The 15,004-nt window shown below is 70.6% G+C and carries 15 protein-coding genes; 10 read left to right on the top strand and 5 right to left on the bottom strand.

The genetic code is table 11. The features are described 5' to 3' along the window. The first annotated feature begins 118 nt into the window (after positions 1-118). From OG446_RS20220 to pstB, 7 genes are all read left to right on the top strand, one after another. Positions 119-2,374 (top strand): RNA degradosome polyphosphate kinase, encoded by a 2,256-nt coding sequence (locus tag OG446_RS20220; protein ID WP_327171978.1) that lies wholly within the window; start codon positions 119-121, stop codon positions 2,372-2,374. Beyond that, positions 2,361-3,359, top strand: coding sequence for a CHAD domain-containing protein (locus OG446_RS20215; protein WP_328895359.1), 999 nt, complete (start codon positions 2,361-2,363; stop codon positions 3,357-3,359). The genes OG446_RS20220 and OG446_RS20215 overlap by 14 nt, the downstream gene beginning before the upstream one ends. Then, positions 3,356-3,784, top strand: a complete 429-nt coding sequence (locus OG446_RS20210; protein ID WP_443050174.1) for an NUDIX hydrolase — start codon at positions 3,356-3,358, stop codon at positions 3,782-3,784. The genes OG446_RS20215 and OG446_RS20210 overlap by 4 nt, the downstream gene beginning before the upstream one ends. A 316-nt stretch (positions 3,785-4,100) precedes the next feature. Then, positions 4,101-5,237 carry a phosphate ABC transporter substrate-binding protein PstS gene (gene pstS / locus OG446_RS20205; protein ID WP_328895358.1) on the top strand — a complete coding sequence of 379 codons (1,137 nt, stop codon included), beginning with the start codon at positions 4,101-4,103 and terminating at the stop codon, positions 5,235-5,237. Between the two features lie 155 nt (positions 5,238-5,392). Then, complete coding sequence (gene pstC, locus OG446_RS20200; protein ID WP_328895357.1) at positions 5,393-6,385, top strand: phosphate ABC transporter permease subunit PstC; 993 nt, start codon at positions 5,393-5,395, stop codon at positions 6,383-6,385. After that, positions 6,382-7,464 carry a phosphate ABC transporter permease PstA gene (gene pstA, locus OG446_RS20195; RefSeq protein WP_328895356.1) on the top strand — a complete coding sequence of 361 codons (1,083 nt, stop codon included), beginning with the start codon at positions 6,382-6,384 and terminating at the stop codon, positions 7,462-7,464. The genes pstC and pstA overlap by 4 nt, the downstream gene beginning before the upstream one ends. Before the next feature lie 24 nt (positions 7,465-7,488). Then, positions 7,489-8,265 carry a phosphate ABC transporter ATP-binding protein PstB gene (pstB, locus tag OG446_RS20190; protein WP_326659443.1) on the top strand — a complete coding sequence of 259 codons (777 nt, stop codon included), beginning with the start codon at positions 7,489-7,491 and terminating at the stop codon, positions 8,263-8,265. Positions 8,266-8,384: 119 nt separating this feature from the next. Here pstB and OG446_RS20185 read toward each other — a convergent pair whose 3' ends face one another. Together OG446_RS20185 and OG446_RS20180 are read right to left on the bottom strand one after the other, a co-directional pair. After that, on the bottom strand, positions 8,385-9,383 hold the full coding sequence (locus tag OG446_RS20185; protein ID WP_328895355.1) for an inorganic phosphate transporter: 999 nt from the start codon (positions 9,381-9,383) through the stop codon (positions 8,385-8,387). A gap of 5 nt (positions 9,384-9,388) precedes the next feature. After that, positions 9,389-10,009 (bottom strand): DUF47 domain-containing protein, encoded by a 621-nt coding sequence (locus OG446_RS20180; RefSeq protein ID WP_148019498.1) that lies wholly within the window; start codon positions 10,007-10,009, stop codon positions 9,389-9,391. A 200-nt stretch (positions 10,010-10,209) separates the two neighbouring features. Between OG446_RS20180 and OG446_RS20175 the strand changes: the two genes are divergently transcribed. Beyond that, positions 10,210-10,605, top strand: a complete 396-nt coding sequence (locus OG446_RS20175) for a metal-sensitive transcriptional regulator (RefSeq protein WP_328895354.1) — start codon at positions 10,210-10,212, stop codon at positions 10,603-10,605. A 138-nt stretch (positions 10,606-10,743) separates the two neighbouring features. On the opposite strand, the gene OG446_RS20170 is transcribed toward OG446_RS20175, so the two are convergent. Beyond that, complete coding sequence (locus OG446_RS20170) at positions 10,744-10,938, bottom strand: hypothetical protein (RefSeq protein WP_328895353.1); 195 nt, start codon at positions 10,936-10,938, stop codon at positions 10,744-10,746. A gap of 98 nt (positions 10,939-11,036) precedes the next feature. After that, positions 11,037-11,966 (bottom strand): hypothetical protein, encoded by a 930-nt coding sequence (locus tag OG446_RS20165; RefSeq protein ID WP_328895352.1) that lies wholly within the window; start codon positions 11,964-11,966, stop codon positions 11,037-11,039. Positions 11,967-12,098: 132 nt separating this feature from the next. On the opposite strand from OG446_RS20165, the gene OG446_RS20160 reads away from it, so the two are divergent. Together OG446_RS20160 and OG446_RS20155 are read left to right on the top strand one after the other, a co-directional pair. Then, on the top strand, positions 12,099-12,287 hold the full coding sequence (locus OG446_RS20160; protein ID WP_306082704.1) for a hypothetical protein: 189 nt from the start codon (positions 12,099-12,101) through the stop codon (positions 12,285-12,287). A gap of 45 nt (positions 12,288-12,332) precedes the next feature. Then, complete coding sequence (locus tag OG446_RS20155) at positions 12,333-13,925, top strand: FAD-binding oxidoreductase (protein WP_328895351.1); 1,593 nt, start codon at positions 12,333-12,335, stop codon at positions 13,923-13,925. Between the two features lie 90 nt (positions 13,926-14,015). On the opposite strand, the gene OG446_RS20150 is transcribed toward OG446_RS20155, so the two are convergent. Continuing rightward, on the bottom strand, positions 14,016-14,747 hold the full coding sequence (locus OG446_RS20150) for a phosphatase PAP2 family protein (protein WP_306082702.1): 732 nt from the start codon (positions 14,745-14,747) through the stop codon (positions 14,016-14,018). Positions 14,748-15,004 lie beyond the last annotated feature (257 nt).

Genomic DNA, 15,004 nt, shown 5'->3' with positions numbered 1-15,004 from the left:
TGTGCCGACCCCCCGCAACGGGAGAAATCCCGGCGGAGAGCGCGCCGACCACGCGATCTCCGCGATCTCCTTCCCCTCCGACGCGCCCCCGGAGCACTCCACGCGGAACAATGGGCCCATGAGCCAGCAGCCCAGCTCCGAGGTCCCGGTCCAGCCCACCGCCCAGCCGTCCGTCGGCTCCCTCGCCGCGCACCGGCCGCACGCCGTCGCCACCCCCTCGTCCTCCCCGGCGGCCCTGTCCACCGCCGCCGACCTCGACCCCGACATCGATGCCGACGCCGACGCGTACGAACCCGATGTCGACGGGGACGAGCTGCCGCAGGGCCGGTTCCTCGACCGGGAACGCAGTTGGCTCGCGTTCAACGAACGGGTGCTGGAACTGGCCGAGGACCCGGCGACGCCGCTCCTCGAACGGGCTAATTTCCTCGCCATCTTCGCCTCGAACCTGGACGAGTTCTTCATGGTCCGGGTGGCGGGCCTGAAGCGCCGCATCGCGACCGGTGTCGCCACCCGGTCCGCGTCCGGTCTCCAGCCCCGCGAGGTCCTCGACCTGATCTGGACCCGCTCGCGCGAACTCATGGCACGGCACGCCGCCTGCTACCAGCAGGACGTCGCCCCCGCCCTGTCCGACGAGGGCATCCAGCTCATCCGCTGGCCGGAGCTGACCGAGAAGGAACAGGCCCGCCTGTTCACCTTCTTCCGCCAGCGCGTCTTCCCCGTGCTGACGCCGCTGGCCGTGGACCCGGCGCACCCCTTCCCGTACATCTCCGGCCTCTCGCTCAACCTCGCCGTCGTCGTACGCAACCCGGTCAGCGGCCACCGCCACTTCGCCCGGGTCAAGGTGCCGCCGCTGCTGACCCGCTTCCTGGAGGCCTCGCCGCAGCGCTACGTCCCCATCGAGGACGTCATCGCGGCCCACCTGGAGGAGCTCTTCCCGGGGATGGAGGTCCTCGCGCACCACATGTTCCGGGTCACCAGGAACGAGGACCTGGAGGTCGAGGAGGACGACGCCGAGAACCTCCTCCAGGCCCTGGAGAAGGAGCTCATGCGGCGCCGCTTCGGCCCGCCGGTCCGCCTGGAGGTCGAGGAGTCCATCGACCCGTACGTGCTGGACCTGCTGGTCCGCGAGCTGAAGGTGTCCGACGCCGAGGTCTACCCGCTGCCCGGACCGCTCGACCTCACCGGGCTGTTCGGCATAGCGTCGCTGGACCGGCCGGAGCTGAAGTTCCCCAAGTTCATCGCCGGCACGCACCGCGACCTCGCCGAGGTCGAGTCCGCCTCCGCGCCCGACATCTTCGCCGCCCTGCGCGAGCGCGACGTGCTGCTGCACCACCCGTACGACTCCTTCTCCACCTCCGTCCAGGCCTTCCTGGAACAGGCGGCCGGGGACCCGGACGTGCTGGCCATCAAGCAGACGCTCTACCGCACCTCCGGCGACTCCCCGATAGTGGACGCCCTGATCGACGCCGCCGAGTCCGGCAAGCAGGTCCTCGTACTTGTCGAGATCAAGGCCCGTTTCGACGAGCAGGCCAACATCAAGTGGGCACGCAAGCTGGAGGAGGCGGGCTGCCACGTCGTCTACGGGCTCGTCGGCCTGAAGACGCACTGCAAGCTCTCGCTCGTCGTCCGCCAGGAGGGCGACACCCTGCGCCGCTACTCGCACGTCGGCACGGGCAACTACCACCCCAAGACGGCCCGGCTGTACGAGGACCTCGGCCTGCTCACCGCCGACCCGCAGGTCGGCGCGGACCTCTCCGACCTCTTCAACCGGCTCTCCGGCTACTCCCGCCGCGAGACCTACCGCCGGCTGCTCGTCGCCCCGAAGTCGCTGCGTGACGGGCTGATCGTCCGGATCAACAAGGAGATCGCGCACCAGCGGGCCGGCCGGCCCGCCTACGTACGCATCAAGGTCAACTCGATGGTCGACGAAGCGATCATCGACGCCTGCTACCGGGCCGCGCAGGCCGGCGTCCCGGTCGACATATGGGTCCGCGGCATCTGCGCGATCCGCCCCGGCGTCACCGGCCTCTCCGAGAACGTCCGGGTCCGCTCGGTCCTGGGCCGCTTCCTCGAACACTCCCGGGTCTTCTCCTTCGGCAACGGCGGCGAGCCCGAAGTCTGGTTCGGCAGCGCCGACATGATGCACCGCAACCTCGACCGCCGCATCGAGGCCCTGGTCCGGGTCACCGACCCCGCGCACCGGGCCGCACTCAGCCGGCTCCTGGAGACCGGCATGGCCGACACCACCTCCTCCTGGCACCTGGGCCCCGACGGGAACTGGACCCGGCACGCCACGGACGCGGAGGGCCGGCCGCTGCGCCACGTACAGGAAATGCTCATTGACGCCCGGAGGCGCCGGCGTGCGACGCCCTGACCACCAGACACAGGCGGACGTGACCGCGGGGGCGGTGCTCGCACCGTATCTGCGGGCACAGGCCGCGGACTTCCTGCGCAGCCTGCGTCTGCACCGCGAGAACAGTGCCCCCGGCGACGCCGGGCCCCAGGCCGCCGTTCAGGCCGCCGGGGCGCTGCGCCGCTCGTCCCGCCGCATCGGCGGCACCCTGCACACCTTCCGGACGGCGCTCGACCCGCTCTGGGCCGAGCAGTTGCGCACCGAACTGGCCTGGCTCTCCGGCACGCTCGCCCGCGAGCACGCGTACGCGGACCGGCTGACCCGGCTCCTCGAAGCGCTCCACGGACTGTCGGGCGCGACCCTGCCGACGGCCCGTACCGAGGCCGGTGGCGCCACCACCGCCGTCGTGGACAAGGAACGTGCCGTCCTCGGCGTCGGCGCGGCGCGCGCCGGCGCCCTGCTGGAACGTCAGCTGACCCTCGCCCGGACCCGTGCCCACTCCGCGGCGCTCCAGGCGCTCGGCTCCTCGCGCTTCCACGCCGTGGCCGACGCGGTCGCGCTGCTCGCCTCCGAGGTGCCGCTGTCCGCCGAGGCCGCCGAACCCGCCGATGAGCTGCTGCGCGAACCCGCCGATCGGGCGGAGCAGCGCCTGCTCGGGGCCGTCGCGGCGCTGCCCCCGTGCGAGACGGCCGAACCGTACAACGAGGCGCACGACGCGCCCTGGCACCAGACCCGGCTGCTGCTGCGCCTGCACCGGTACGCCCACGAGGTGGTGCGCGGCGCCCCCGATCCGGTCCTGGCCGGCCCCGGTCACGCGCTCGACCTGCACCGGGACGCGGCGGAGGCGGCCGCGGCGGCCTCCGCGGCCGCTCGTACCCCCCGCATCGCGCCGACGACCGCGTACGCCCTGGGGGTGCTCCACGCCGACCAGCGCCACGAGGTGGAGGCGGCGCGGTCGGTGTTCCGGGAGAGCTGGCCTTATGCGACGGCGGCGACCCGGTCATGACCCGGGCGGTGGGCTCCACGGTGCGGGCGGCGGGCTGCGTCCTGTGGCGCCGCCCGCCCGCGTCCGCCGGCGGAGGCGTGGAGCTCTGCCTCGTCCACCGTCCGCGCTATGACGACTGGTCGTTCCCGAAGGGCAAGCTGAAGCGCGGCGAGTCCCCGCGGGACGCGGCCCTGCGCGAGGTCCTGGAGGAGACGGGCCACCACTGCGTGCCCGGGGCCGTGCTGCCCATGGTCCGGTACGTGGCGAACGGCCGGCCGAAAGAGGTCACGTACTGGGCCGCCGAGGCCACGGCGGGCGCCTTCGTGCCGAACGACGAGGTGGACGGCGTGCTGTGGCTCCGCCCCGCCGCCGCCCGCACCCGCCTGACCCAGCCCCGCGACCGCGACCTGCTGGACGCGGCGCTGCGCACCCTGCCGCGCGCGTAGGGCACCCGGGCGGCCGTTCCGGCCCGTCCGGCGTTCGAGGACGGAACCCACGCCCGGGACCGGGCCGCCTCCACGTGAGCGCACACCCCGGAACACCCCGCCCCCAGGCGGGCGCGCACCCCGGAACCAGGCCGCCCGACACGGTTCACCTTCCGTTCACTCACCCCCGCAAGCCACTTCACCTGTTCTGCCTAATTTCGGCAGTGCACGGTGCGAGGAACACACCGCACCGGACACGACTTCCGCCCGACCCACCACCTCGCACGCCGTCGTAGACCGAAACCACCACGGCGGCTCCTGGAAGGAACACCCGAAAGTGAAGCTTCAGCGCAAGAACCGGCTTCGTGCCACCGCGCTCGGTGCCCTCGCCGTCTCCGGCGCCCTGGTCCTCACGGCGTGCGGTTCGGACAACAACAGCGGCGGCGACACCGGCGGGAACGGCGGCCAGACGAAGGCAGCGTCGAACGTCAAGTGCGACGGCGCCAAGGGCCAGCTGCGCGCCTCCGGGTCCAGCGCCCAGAAGAACGCCATGGACCTCTGGGTCAAGGAGTACATGGCCGCCTGTTCCGGTGTGGAGATCAACTACAACTCCTCCTCGTCCGGCGAGGGCATCGTCGCCTTCAACCAGGGCACCGTCGGCTTCGCCGGCTCCGACTCGGCGCTGAAGCCCGAGGAGGTCGCCGACTCGAAGAAGATCTGCAAGTCCGGCCAGGGCATCAACCTCCCGATGGTCGGCGGCCCGATCGCGGTCGGCTTCCACCTGGACGGCGTCGACAGCCTCACGCTGGACGCCCCGACCCTCGCCAAGATCTTCGACACGAAGATCAAGAAGTGGAACGACGAGGCCATCGCCAAGCTCAACCCGGGCGCCAAGCTCCCGGACAAGGCGATCCAGCCCTTCCACCGCTCCGAGGACTCCGGCACCACCCAGAACCTCGGCAAGTACCTCGGCGCCGCCGCGCCGAGCGACTGGAAGTACGAGGCCGAGAAGAAGTGGCCGGCCCCCGGTGGCCAGGCCGCGTCCGGCTCCTCCGGTGTCGCCACCCAGGTGAAGCAGGTCGACGGCTCGATCGGTTACTTCGAGCTCTCGTACGCCGCCTCACAGCAGATCACCACGGTCGACATCAACACCGGTGGCGCCGCCCCGGTCAAGGCCACTTCGGAGAACGCCTCCAAGGCCATCGCCGCCGCCAAGGTCAAGGGCACCGGCAAGGACCTGGCGCTCGACCTCGACTACACGACCAAGGCCGAGGGCGCGTACCCGCTGGTCCTGGTGACGTACGAGGTCGTCTGCGACACCGGCAACAAGGCCGACACCCTCGGCACCGTGAAGTCCTTCCTGACCTACACCGCCTCCGCGGACGGCCAGAAGCTCCTCACCGAGGCCGGCTACGCCCCGATCCCCGACGCGATCAACGCCAAGGTCCGCGAGACGGTCGCCGGCCTCTCGTAACCCGCACACCCCGCACGACGCACAACGAAGAAGAGCACAACGCAACCGGCGGCCCGGTCCGGCGCATCTCTCCGGACCGGCCCGCCACCCGACCCATCCGGTGCACCGCCGCCAGGGGAGTCCCAGCGGGCTCCCCCACACAGACCGGAAAGACCATGGCTTCCACCACACAGACAGAAATTCCACCGGCCCCGCCGGGCAGGCGCACCCGCGCCAAGTCCACCGGCCGCGCCGGTGACAAGATCTTCCTGGGCCTCTCCCGCGGATCCGGCATCCTGCTGCTCGTGCTCATGGCGTCGATCGCCGTGTTCCTCAGCTACCGCGCCGCGATCGCCATCTCGAAGGACGAGGGCAACTTCCTCACCACCTTCGACTGGAACCCGGCCGGTGACCCGCCCGTCTTCGGCATCGCCGTCCTGCTCTTCGGGACCGTCGTCAGCTCGATCATCGCGATGGTCATCGCGGTTCCGATCGCTGTCGGCATCGCCCTGTTCATCTCGCACTACGCGCCGCGCAAGCTCGCCGGCGTGATCGCGTACGTCATCGACCTGCTCGCCGCGGTGCCCAGCATCGTCTACGGCATCTGGGGCGCGCTCGTCCTCGTCCCGTACCTGGAGGGCCTGAACCTCTGGCTCGACCAGTTCTTCGGCTGGACGTACCTCTTCGAGAAGACCGAGATCGGTGTCGCCCGCTCGCTCTTCACCGTCGGCATCCTGCTCGCGATCATGATCCTGCCGATCGTGACCAGCGTCAGCCGCGAGGTCTTCCTCCAGGTCCCGAAGATGAACGAGGAGGCCGCGCTCGCGCTCGGCGCCACCCGCTGGGAGGTCATCCGCCTCTCGGTGCTGCCGTTCGGCCGCTCCGGTGTGATCTCCGCCTCGATGCTGGGCCTGGGCCGCGCGCTCGGCGAGACGATGGCCGTCGCCACGGTCCTGTCGCCGAGCTTCCTCATCTCGCTGCACGTGCTCAACCCGGGCGGCGGGACGTTCGCCCAGAACATCGCCGCGAAGTTCGGCGAGGCCGACGCGTTCGGGCGCGACGCCCTGATCGCCTCCGGCCTGGTCCTCTTCGTCCTCACCCTGCTGGTCAACGGCGCCGCGCGGCTCATCATCGCCCGCCGCAAGGAGTACTCGGGGGCCAACGCATGAGCCACGCATCCACCAGCGTCCAGGACCGCCCGACGCCCACGCCGCCCGCGCCGGTGAGCAGCCTCAGCAGCCGAGCCCTGCCCCGCCTGGCACCGCTCGGCTTCGCCGTCGTCTCGATCGCCCTCGGCGTCGGCATCGGCGCGGCCGCCGGCTGGCACAGCCGGGTCCAGTGGGGCCTGCTCTCCGCGCTGCTCTTCCTGACGCTCTCGTACGTCGCGACCAGCGTCGTGGAGAACAAGCGCCAGGCCAAGGACCGCCTCGCCACCAGCCTCGTCTGGGTCTGCTTCCTGATCGCCGTCGTCCCGCTGGCATCCCTCCTGTGGACGACCATCAGCCGGGGCTCGGAGCGCCTGGACGGCTACTTCCTGACCCACTCGATGGCCGGTGTCCTCGGACCCGAGGCCAGCGGCGGCGTCTACCACGCCCTGATCGGCACCCTGGAGCAGGTCGGCATCGCCACCCTGATCTCCGCCCCGCTCGGCCTGCTCACCGCGGTCTACCTGGTGGAGTACGGCAAGGGCGCGCTGGCCAGGGCCGTCACCTTCTTCGTCGACGTGATGACCGGCATCCCGTCCATCGTCGCCGGTCTCTTCATCCTCTCGATCATGCTGATCGCAGGGCTTGAGCCCTCCGGCCTGATGGGCGCGCTGGCCCTGACGATCCTGATGATGCCGGTCGTGGTCCGCTCCACCGAGGAGATGCTGAAGCTCGTACCGAACGAGCTCCGCGAGGCCTCCCTCGCCCTCGGCATCCCGAAGTGGCGCACCATCCTGAAGGTGGTCCTGCCGACCGCGATCGGCGGCATCGCCACCGGCGTCATGCTCGCCATCGCGCGCATCGCGGGCGAGACCGCGCCGATCATCCTGCTGGTCTTCGGCAGTCAGCTGATCAACCCGAACCCCTTCGAAGGCGCCCAGTCGTCACTGCCGTTCTACATCTACGAGCAGTACAAGATCGGTGAGGCCGCGTCCTACGACCGCGCCTGGGCCGCTGCCCTGGTCCTGATCGCCTTCGTCATGATCCTCAATCTGGTGGCCCGCGGCATCGCCCGCTGGAAGGCCCCGAAGACCGGCCGCTGAGGCCAGTAGAAAGCAGTGATTCAGATGGCCAAGCGCATCGACATCAGTGGCCTGTCCGCCTTCTACGGCAGCCACAAGGCGATCGACGACATCTCCATGACCGTGGAGCCCCGCTCCGTGACCGCCTTCATCGGCCCGTCCGGCTGCGGCAAGTCCACCTTCCTGCGCACCCTGAACCGGATGCACGAGGTCACCCCCGGTGGCCGCGTCGAGGGCAAGGTGCTGCTGGACGACGAGAACCTGTACGGATCGAACGTCGACCCGGTCACCGTGCGCCGCACGGTCGGCATGGTCTTCCAGCGCCCGAACCCGTTCCCGACCATGTCGATCTTCGACAACGTCGCGGCGGGCCTGCGGCTCAACGGCTCGTACCGCAAGAACGCCCTGGCCGACATCGTGGAGAAGTCGCTGCGTGGCGCGAACCTGTGGAACGAGGTCAAGGACCGGCTGAACAAGCCCGGCTCCGGTCTCTCCGGCGGTCAGCAGCAGCGTCTGTGCATCGCCCGCGCCATCGCGGTCGAGCCGGACGTCCTGCTGATGGACGAGCCGTGCTCCGCCCTGGACCCGATCTCCACCCTCGCCATCGAGGACCTGATCGGCGAGCTGAAGGAGCGCTTCACGATCGTCATCGTGACGCACAACATGCAGCAGGCGGCCCGGGTCTCGGACCGTACGGCGTTCTTCAACCTCGCGGCGGTCGGCATGCCCGGCAAGCTCGTCGAGATCGACGAGACGGAACGCATCTTCTCCAACCCCTCGGTCCAGGCCACGGAGGACTACATCTCCGGCCGCTTCGGCTGAGGGTTCCCGCAGACGGCCTTGGGGTGCTGCATGGCGGTGCCACCACAAGGCGAAGGGTCCGCCCCGCTCTCCACGAGGAGAGCGGGGCGGACCCGTTCGTACGGTGTGCGGGCCGGCGGTCAGCCGAACAGCAGGAAGACGACCCCGTAGCTCGCGGCGGCCACCAGAGCCGCTGCCGGCATCGTGATGAACCACCCCAGGATGATGTTCTTCGCCACACCCCAGCGGACCGCGTTCACCCGTTTCGTGGCTCCGACACCCATGATCGCCGAGGTGATGACGTGCGTCGTCGAGATCGGCGCGTGGAACAGGAACGCCGAACCGAACATGATCGAGGCCCCCGTCGTCTCCGCGGCGAAGCCCTGCGGCGGGTCCAGCTCGATGATCTTCCGGCCGAGCGTACGCATGATGCGCCAGCCACCGGCGTACGTACCCAGCGACAGCATCAGCGCGCAGACGAGCTTCACCCAGACCGGGATCGGGTCGCTGTACGTCTCGTGACCGGAGATGACCAGGGCCATCACCACGATGCCCATCGTCTTCTGCGCGTCCTGGAGACCGTGCCCGAGCGCCATGCCCGCGGCCGAGACCGTCTGCGCGATCCGGAAGCCGCGCTTGGCCTTGTGCGGGTTGGACTTCCGGAACATCCACATGATGGCGACCATCACGAGGTAGCCGACCACCAGGCCGATCACCGGCGAGATGAACATCGGGATGACGACCTTGTCGAGCACCCCGCTCCAGTGCACCAGCGTGCCGCCCGCGAGCGCGGCGCCGACCATACCGCCGAACAGGGCATGGGACGACGACGAGGGCAGGCCGAAGTACCAGGTGATCAGGTTCCAGATGATCGCGCCGACCAGTGCGGCGAAGAGGATTCCCATCCCCTTGTCGCCCGTGGGCGTCGCGATCAGACCCTCACTGACGGTCTTGGCGACCCCGCTGCCGAGGAACGCGCCGGCGAGGTTCATCACCGCCGCCATGGCCAGGGCCGCACGGGGGGTGAGCGCGCGGGTGGAGACCGACGTGGCGATGGCGTTCGCCGAGTCGTGGAAGCCGTTCGTGTACGTGAAGCCGAGCGCGACGCCGATGGTCACGACCAGTACAAAGGTGTCCACGTGGTTCAGGACTCCTTGACCGCGATGGTCTCCACCGTGTTCGCGACGTGCTCGAACGCGTCCGCAGCCTCTTCCAGCACGTCCACGATCTGCTTCAGCTTCAGCACCTCTATGGCGTCGTACTTGCCGTTGAAGAGCTGGGCGAGCAGCTTGCGGTGGATCTGGTCGGCCTGGTTCTCCAGGCGGTTGACCTCGATCCAGTACTCGGTGAGGTTGTCCATGGTCCGCAGGTTCGGCATGGCCGCGGCGGTGAGTTCCGCCGCCCGTGCCAGTACCTCGACCTGCTGCTCGACGCCCTTGGGGAGCTCGTCCACCTGGTACAGAACGACCAGGTCGACGGCCTCCTCCATGAAGTCCATGATGTCGTCGAGCGACGAGGCGAGGTTGTAAATGTCCTCGCGGTCGAAGGGCGTGATGAATGAGGAGTTCAGCTGGTGGAAGATCGCGTGGGTGGCATCGTCCCCCGCGTGCTCCGCTGCCCGCATGCGCTCCGCGATCTCGACTCGGGAGGCAGAATCCGCCCCGAGCAGTTCCATCAGGAGTTTCGAGCCCGTGACGATGTTGTCCGCGGATGCGGAGAACATGTCGTAGAAGCTCGTCTCCCTGGGGGTCAGACGAAAGCGCACGTGGGGTCCTCGGGGTGCTTTGGATTCGGTCAGGCTGATGCTAGGCGCATCATCCGGCCACGGCTAACCGGCATTCTTCAGTGTCGCGCATCAGGCACAGTGATCAGCACGGGGCCCCGGTCACGTTTCAGCTGAATTCGTTAAGATATACCCACCAGGGGTATATAAACGGCAGGGTAAAGGGAAAACGGGAGGCAGCAATGACCACTACCGAGGCCACCGAGGCGGATCGGTCGCCCGACGCGGCGGACGGCGCGGGCACGGCCGACGCCACGGCTCCCGCCGAAGCGATCGTGACCGACCACGACCGCGGGATACACGGCTACCACCACCAGAAGGCCGAGCACCTCAAGCGTCTGCGCCGCATCGAGGGCCAGATCCGCGGCCTGCAGCGCATGGTCGACGAGGACGTCTACTGCATCGACATACTGACCCAGGTGTCGGCGTCCACCAAGGCGCTCCAGTCCTTCGCGCTCCAGCTGCTGGAGGAGCACCTGCGGCACTGCGTCGCCGATGCCGCGGTCAAGGGCGGCGAGGAGATCGACGCGAAGGTCGAGGAGGCCACCAAGGCCATCGCCCGCCTGCTGCGTACCTGACCCGCCGACTGCGCAGCTGACCTGTCCGTTGCCCGCCTGACCCGTCTGCTGCGCGCCCGACCTGTCCGTTGCGCGCCTGACCCGTCTGCTGCGCGCCCGATCAGAGCCTCGGCCCGCGCCTGTCGCCCGCCCGCCCCGTCACCCCCGGTGATCCGCCTGCCGGGGGACGGTGGTGCGCTCGGTGATCACCTTCACGTCGAGCACCTCGTCGATACGGTCGGTGCTGAGCCGCTCCCCGATGGCCGCGGACGCCGCGATCATCAGCTCCCCGCAGAGCTCGATCTCGGCGAGAGCCACATGGTCCGATACGGTCCGCGGGCTGAGCGTCACCACGTCACTCACCTCTCACTGCCGTCGCCGGCTTCCCAGAGTAGGGACCGCGGCACACACCGCGCATGGCACGGACGGACCATTTCGCCGCCACCGGATGCCTAGGAACGGCCCGCGGACGGCCTGGTTCCGGCCCGGGTCCGGTCCGAGGTTCCCGGCGCGCGTCCCTGTTCGATCTCTCCGGTGTAGATGTCGCGCGCGTCCGGCAACGGTACGGAGACCGCCACGCCGAACCCGTACAGCAGCGTCGTCGACACCACCTCCCGCGTCTGCCCCTCGTTGACGAAGCTGAACCGGTGGCGCACCTTGCGCAGCCGGCCCTGCTCGTCCAGATACGCGTCGAACGGCACCGTGTCCGTACGGAACCCGTTCGCCGCCGCCGTCAGCGCACCGCGGGAAGCGGCCGAGGCCCGGCGCGCGGCACGTCCGATGTCGGTGGTCCCCCGGTAGTGCCGCACGGTGACCCCGGCCAGGTCGGTCTCCCCCACGTACGTCACCGCGCTCACCCCGCCCAGCAGTTCGGCCGCGGCCATCGGGTCGGTGACGCCGCCGGTCACCAGGTTGCCGTCCGCCAGCGCCGTCGTGTCGATCCTGACCCACTTGTCCGCGGGCACCCCGGCCCCGCGGTTCATCATGTACAGCGCACCCGGGGCCAGCAGTTCCGTGATGGGCCGGTGCTCGTCCTCGCCCGCCGGGTCCTGCGGCAGCACGACCTTGAGCCGGCCGGACTGGGTACGGAAGTCGTACGCCCCCTTGCCCCGGATCGTCACGCGGGTGCCACCGGCCGCCGTCTCCATGGACGTGACCACCTCGGCGCTCCCGGCAGCGGACCCGGAGCCCGGCCCCACCAGCACCGCCGCGACCCGCCGCACCGCTGCGACGGCGCCCGCACCGGACCGGTCGTCGGCCGCGGCGCGATCCCCGCCCCCACCGTCCCCGGCGCACCCGGCGGCCGCCATCATCACGCCCACGACCGCGAGGGCGCACACAGCGCGCGCCCCGCCTCCGGACCTGTGCTGCTGCACCACCATCGCCTGCCAACCCCCAACGCCGACCGCCTGCCCGAGCTCCCCACCCGTTCCGCATAACGACGGCCCGTGCGCCCCGTAACGCCGCCCGCACACCCCTCACCACCGGACGGCCCTGCCCAGTACCTTGGACGCGTGTACGACCAACACACCGCCGAGGTCCCGCCGGCCGTCCCACCGGCCCGGCCCGCCCACGAAGCCACCACCGTCGAACGCGGCTCGTTCTGCACCGCCCGCTGCAGCTGCGGCTGGTCGGGCCCGGCCCGCCGCTCCCGCGACCGGGCCCGTACGGACGCCGAGGACCACCGCACGGCCACGGCCTGACCACAGGCCTCCCCTCGCCCCTCCCTCCCCCACTCCGGAGGCCCGATGACCCTGCCGAACCGGCGCACCGTCCTGAGCGCCGGTGCCGCGGCCGTACTCACCGCCGCCACTGCCGCGTGCGACGGCACGAGCCCCGGCCCTCCGGCCGCCGGCCCCACCCCTGCCCCGTCGACGGCCACGACCGGCTCCCCCGCCACCCCGTCGACGACCTCACCGGCCGTTCCGGCGGACTGGCCGGCCCTGGCCAAGAGCCTCGCGGGTTCCCTCGTACGCCCCGACGACGCGGCCTACCCGACCGCCCGTCAGCTCTACAACACCCGCTACGACGACCAGACACCGGCCGCGGTCGCCTACGTCCGGCACGAGGCGGACGTCCGCGAGTGCCTGGCGTTCGCCCGGCGCGGCTCCGTACCCGTCGCCATCCGCAGCGGCGGGCACTCCTACGGCGGCTGGTCGAGCGGCAACGGGCGGCTGGTCATTGACGTCTCGTCACTGAAGCAGGTCGGGGGTGACGGCACGATCGGCGCGGGAGCCCGGCTCCTCGACGTCTACCAGGGCCTCGCCGCGCACGGCCTGGCCGTCCCCGGCGGCTCCTGCCCCACGGTCGGCATATCCGGCCTCACCCTCGGCGGCGGTCACGGCGTCGCCTCGCGCGCGTACGGTCTGACGTGCGACAGCCTCACGGGTGCGACGCTCGTCACCGCCGACGGCAGGACGCTCACCACCGACGCCAAGCACCACCCCGACCTCTTCTGGGCGCTGCGCGGCGCGGGCAACGGCAACTTCGGCGTCGTCACCGAGCTCCGCTTCCGCACCCGACCCGCCCCGCAGACCGTCGCCGCGTACATGTCCTGGCCCTGGTCGCGCGCCCGGGCCGTGGTGACGGCCTGGCAGGAGTGGGGCCCGGACCAGCCGGACGAGATCTGGTCCTCCGTACATGTCGCGGCGGGCCCGGGCGGCGGCAACCCGACGGTGTCCGTCTCGGCCTTCAGCCTCGGCACGTACGGCGACCTGCAGAACGCCGTCGACCGCCTCGCCGACCGGATCGGCGCCTCCGCTTCGTCCGTCTCGCTGCGCCGCCGCAGCTACCAGGAGGCGATGCTCGTGTACGCGGGCTGCTCCGGCATCACGGACGCCCAGTGCCACCTGCCCGGCACCACTCCGGGCCGCGATCCGCAGGGTTCGCTCCAGCGCGAGACGTACGCGGCGGCGTCCGACTTCTACGACCGCTCGCTGCCCCCGGAGGGCGTCCAAACCCTCCTCGACCGGACCGAGGCCTTCACCCGGATCCCCGGGGACCGGGGCGGCGGCGGCTCGGTCGCCCTCACCGCACTGGGCGGCGCGATCAACCGGATCGACCCGCAGTCCACCGCGTTCGTCCACCGCGGTTCACGGATGCTCGCCCAGTACATCGGGGCGTGGCGCACGGGGACGGCCGGCGCCGCTCAGCAGAAGTGGCTGAAAGACACCCATGCCGCGCTGCGCCCCTACGCCTCGGGGGCGGCGTACCAGAACTACGCGGACCCGGCCCTGACGGACTGGCGCACGGCCTATTACGGCTCCGCGCTGGGCCGGCTCGGCGAGGTGAAGAAGCGGTACGACCCGGAGGGGTTCTTCACGTACCCGCAATCACTGTGACGTGCGGGGCGGGGGGGGGGTGCGGTACCGGGACCGCACCCCCCCCCCCCCCCGCCCCGGCTGTCCGCCGACCGCCCCTCACCCTCCGCGCTAGGCGGCCAGCCCCTTCTCGCCTTCCGAGCCGCCGCCCGAACCGGGCCGCGGCTCGGGGATCCCGAGCGCCTCGCCGCCGTCCCCGGCCGCCGCCGCGAGCGGGCTGCGCGACCTGACCAGCCTGCCCAGCCGGCCCGACCGTGAGACCGCGCCCACCAGGGGGGTCAGCAGCATCATGGCGAGCGGCGCGAGGAGCAGCGCGGCGGCCGTGCCGAGCGCGAAGCCGCCGATGACGTCGGTCGGGTAGTGAACGCCCATGTAGATCCGGCAGAACCCTTCCAGCAGGGCGAGCGCGATCGCCGCGATGCCGAACTTCCGGTTCGCCACGAAGAGCCCGACGCCGAGGGCCATCGCCATGGTGGCGTGGTCACTGACGAAGGAGAAGTCGTTCTTCCCGTCCACCAGGACGTCGAGCCCCTGGTGGTCCTTGAACGGACGCGGCCGTTCCACGAATCCACGGATCGGGATGTTGATCAGCAGGGCGATCCCGGCCGCGAGCGGTGCCCAGACGAGCCCGGCGACCGCACTGACCGAGTCCTCGGCCGTGCCGCGCCGGCGGACACTCCACCAGCACCACAGGACCACCAGGACCATGCCGAGCATGATTCCGTACTCACCGACGAACTCCATGACCCGGTCGAACCAGGTGGGAGCGGACTTCGCGAGCCCGTTGATGTCGTAGAGCAGGCTGACGTCGGGGTTCGACCCATCCAGTGCGAGTCCAGCCATCTGCCGCGGCCCCTTGCCTTGTCTGCTGCTGCGGCACACACCCATGTGCGCCGCTATGACGAACCCCCGTATTCGGTTCGGTCACTTACGTGCGTCGGGGCGACGCTAGGTCAGTGGCTGCGGCCCCGGTCCAACCAGAGAACGACGCGTTCCGTGCGTACGTTCCACTCTCTACCGAATGATCACCATGACGTTATCGAAGAGTGACTCATCGTCGCAGCTCAGGGCCCAGGCTTCACAGAGAGTTCCGGCCACGG

Source organism: Streptomyces sp. NBC_00236, from assembly GCF_036195045.1.
GTDB lineage: Bacteria > Actinomycetota > Actinomycetes > Streptomycetales > Streptomycetaceae > Streptomyces.
Note: the sequence above shows the minus strand (reverse complement) of the source record. Positions and strands in the feature narration are given on the sequence as shown.

What these genes read in the sequence shown, in the direction of transcription:
- OG446_RS20220 (WP_327171978.1), top strand. Translation starts at nt 119, where the DNA reads ATGAGCCAGCAGCCCAGCTCCGAGGTCCCGGTCCAGCCCACCGCCCAG.
- OG446_RS20165 (WP_328895352.1), bottom strand. Translation starts at nt 11,966, where the DNA reads ATGGTGGTGCAGCAGCACAGGTCCGGAGGCGGGGCGCGCGCTGTGTGC.
- OG446_RS20210 (WP_443050174.1), top strand. Translation starts at nt 3,356, where the DNA reads ATGACCCGGGCGGTGGGCTCCACGGTGCGGGCGGCGGGCTGCGTCCTG.
- OG446_RS20175 (WP_328895354.1), top strand. Translation starts at nt 10,210, where the DNA reads ATGACCACTACCGAGGCCACCGAGGCGGATCGGTCGCCCGACGCGGCG.
- pstA (WP_328895356.1), top strand. Translation starts at nt 6,382, where the DNA reads ATGAGCCACGCATCCACCAGCGTCCAGGACCGCCCGACGCCCACGCCG.
- pstC (WP_328895357.1), top strand. Translation starts at nt 5,393, where the DNA reads ATGGCTTCCACCACACAGACAGAAATTCCACCGGCCCCGCCGGGCAGG.
- pstB (WP_326659443.1), top strand. Translation starts at nt 7,489, where the DNA reads ATGGCCAAGCGCATCGACATCAGTGGCCTGTCCGCCTTCTACGGCAGC.
- OG446_RS20150 (WP_306082702.1), bottom strand. Translation starts at nt 14,747, where the DNA reads ATGGCTGGACTCGCACTGGATGGGTCGAACCCCGACGTCAGCCTGCTC.
- OG446_RS20155 (WP_328895351.1), top strand. Translation starts at nt 12,333, where the DNA reads ATGACCCTGCCGAACCGGCGCACCGTCCTGAGCGCCGGTGCCGCGGCC.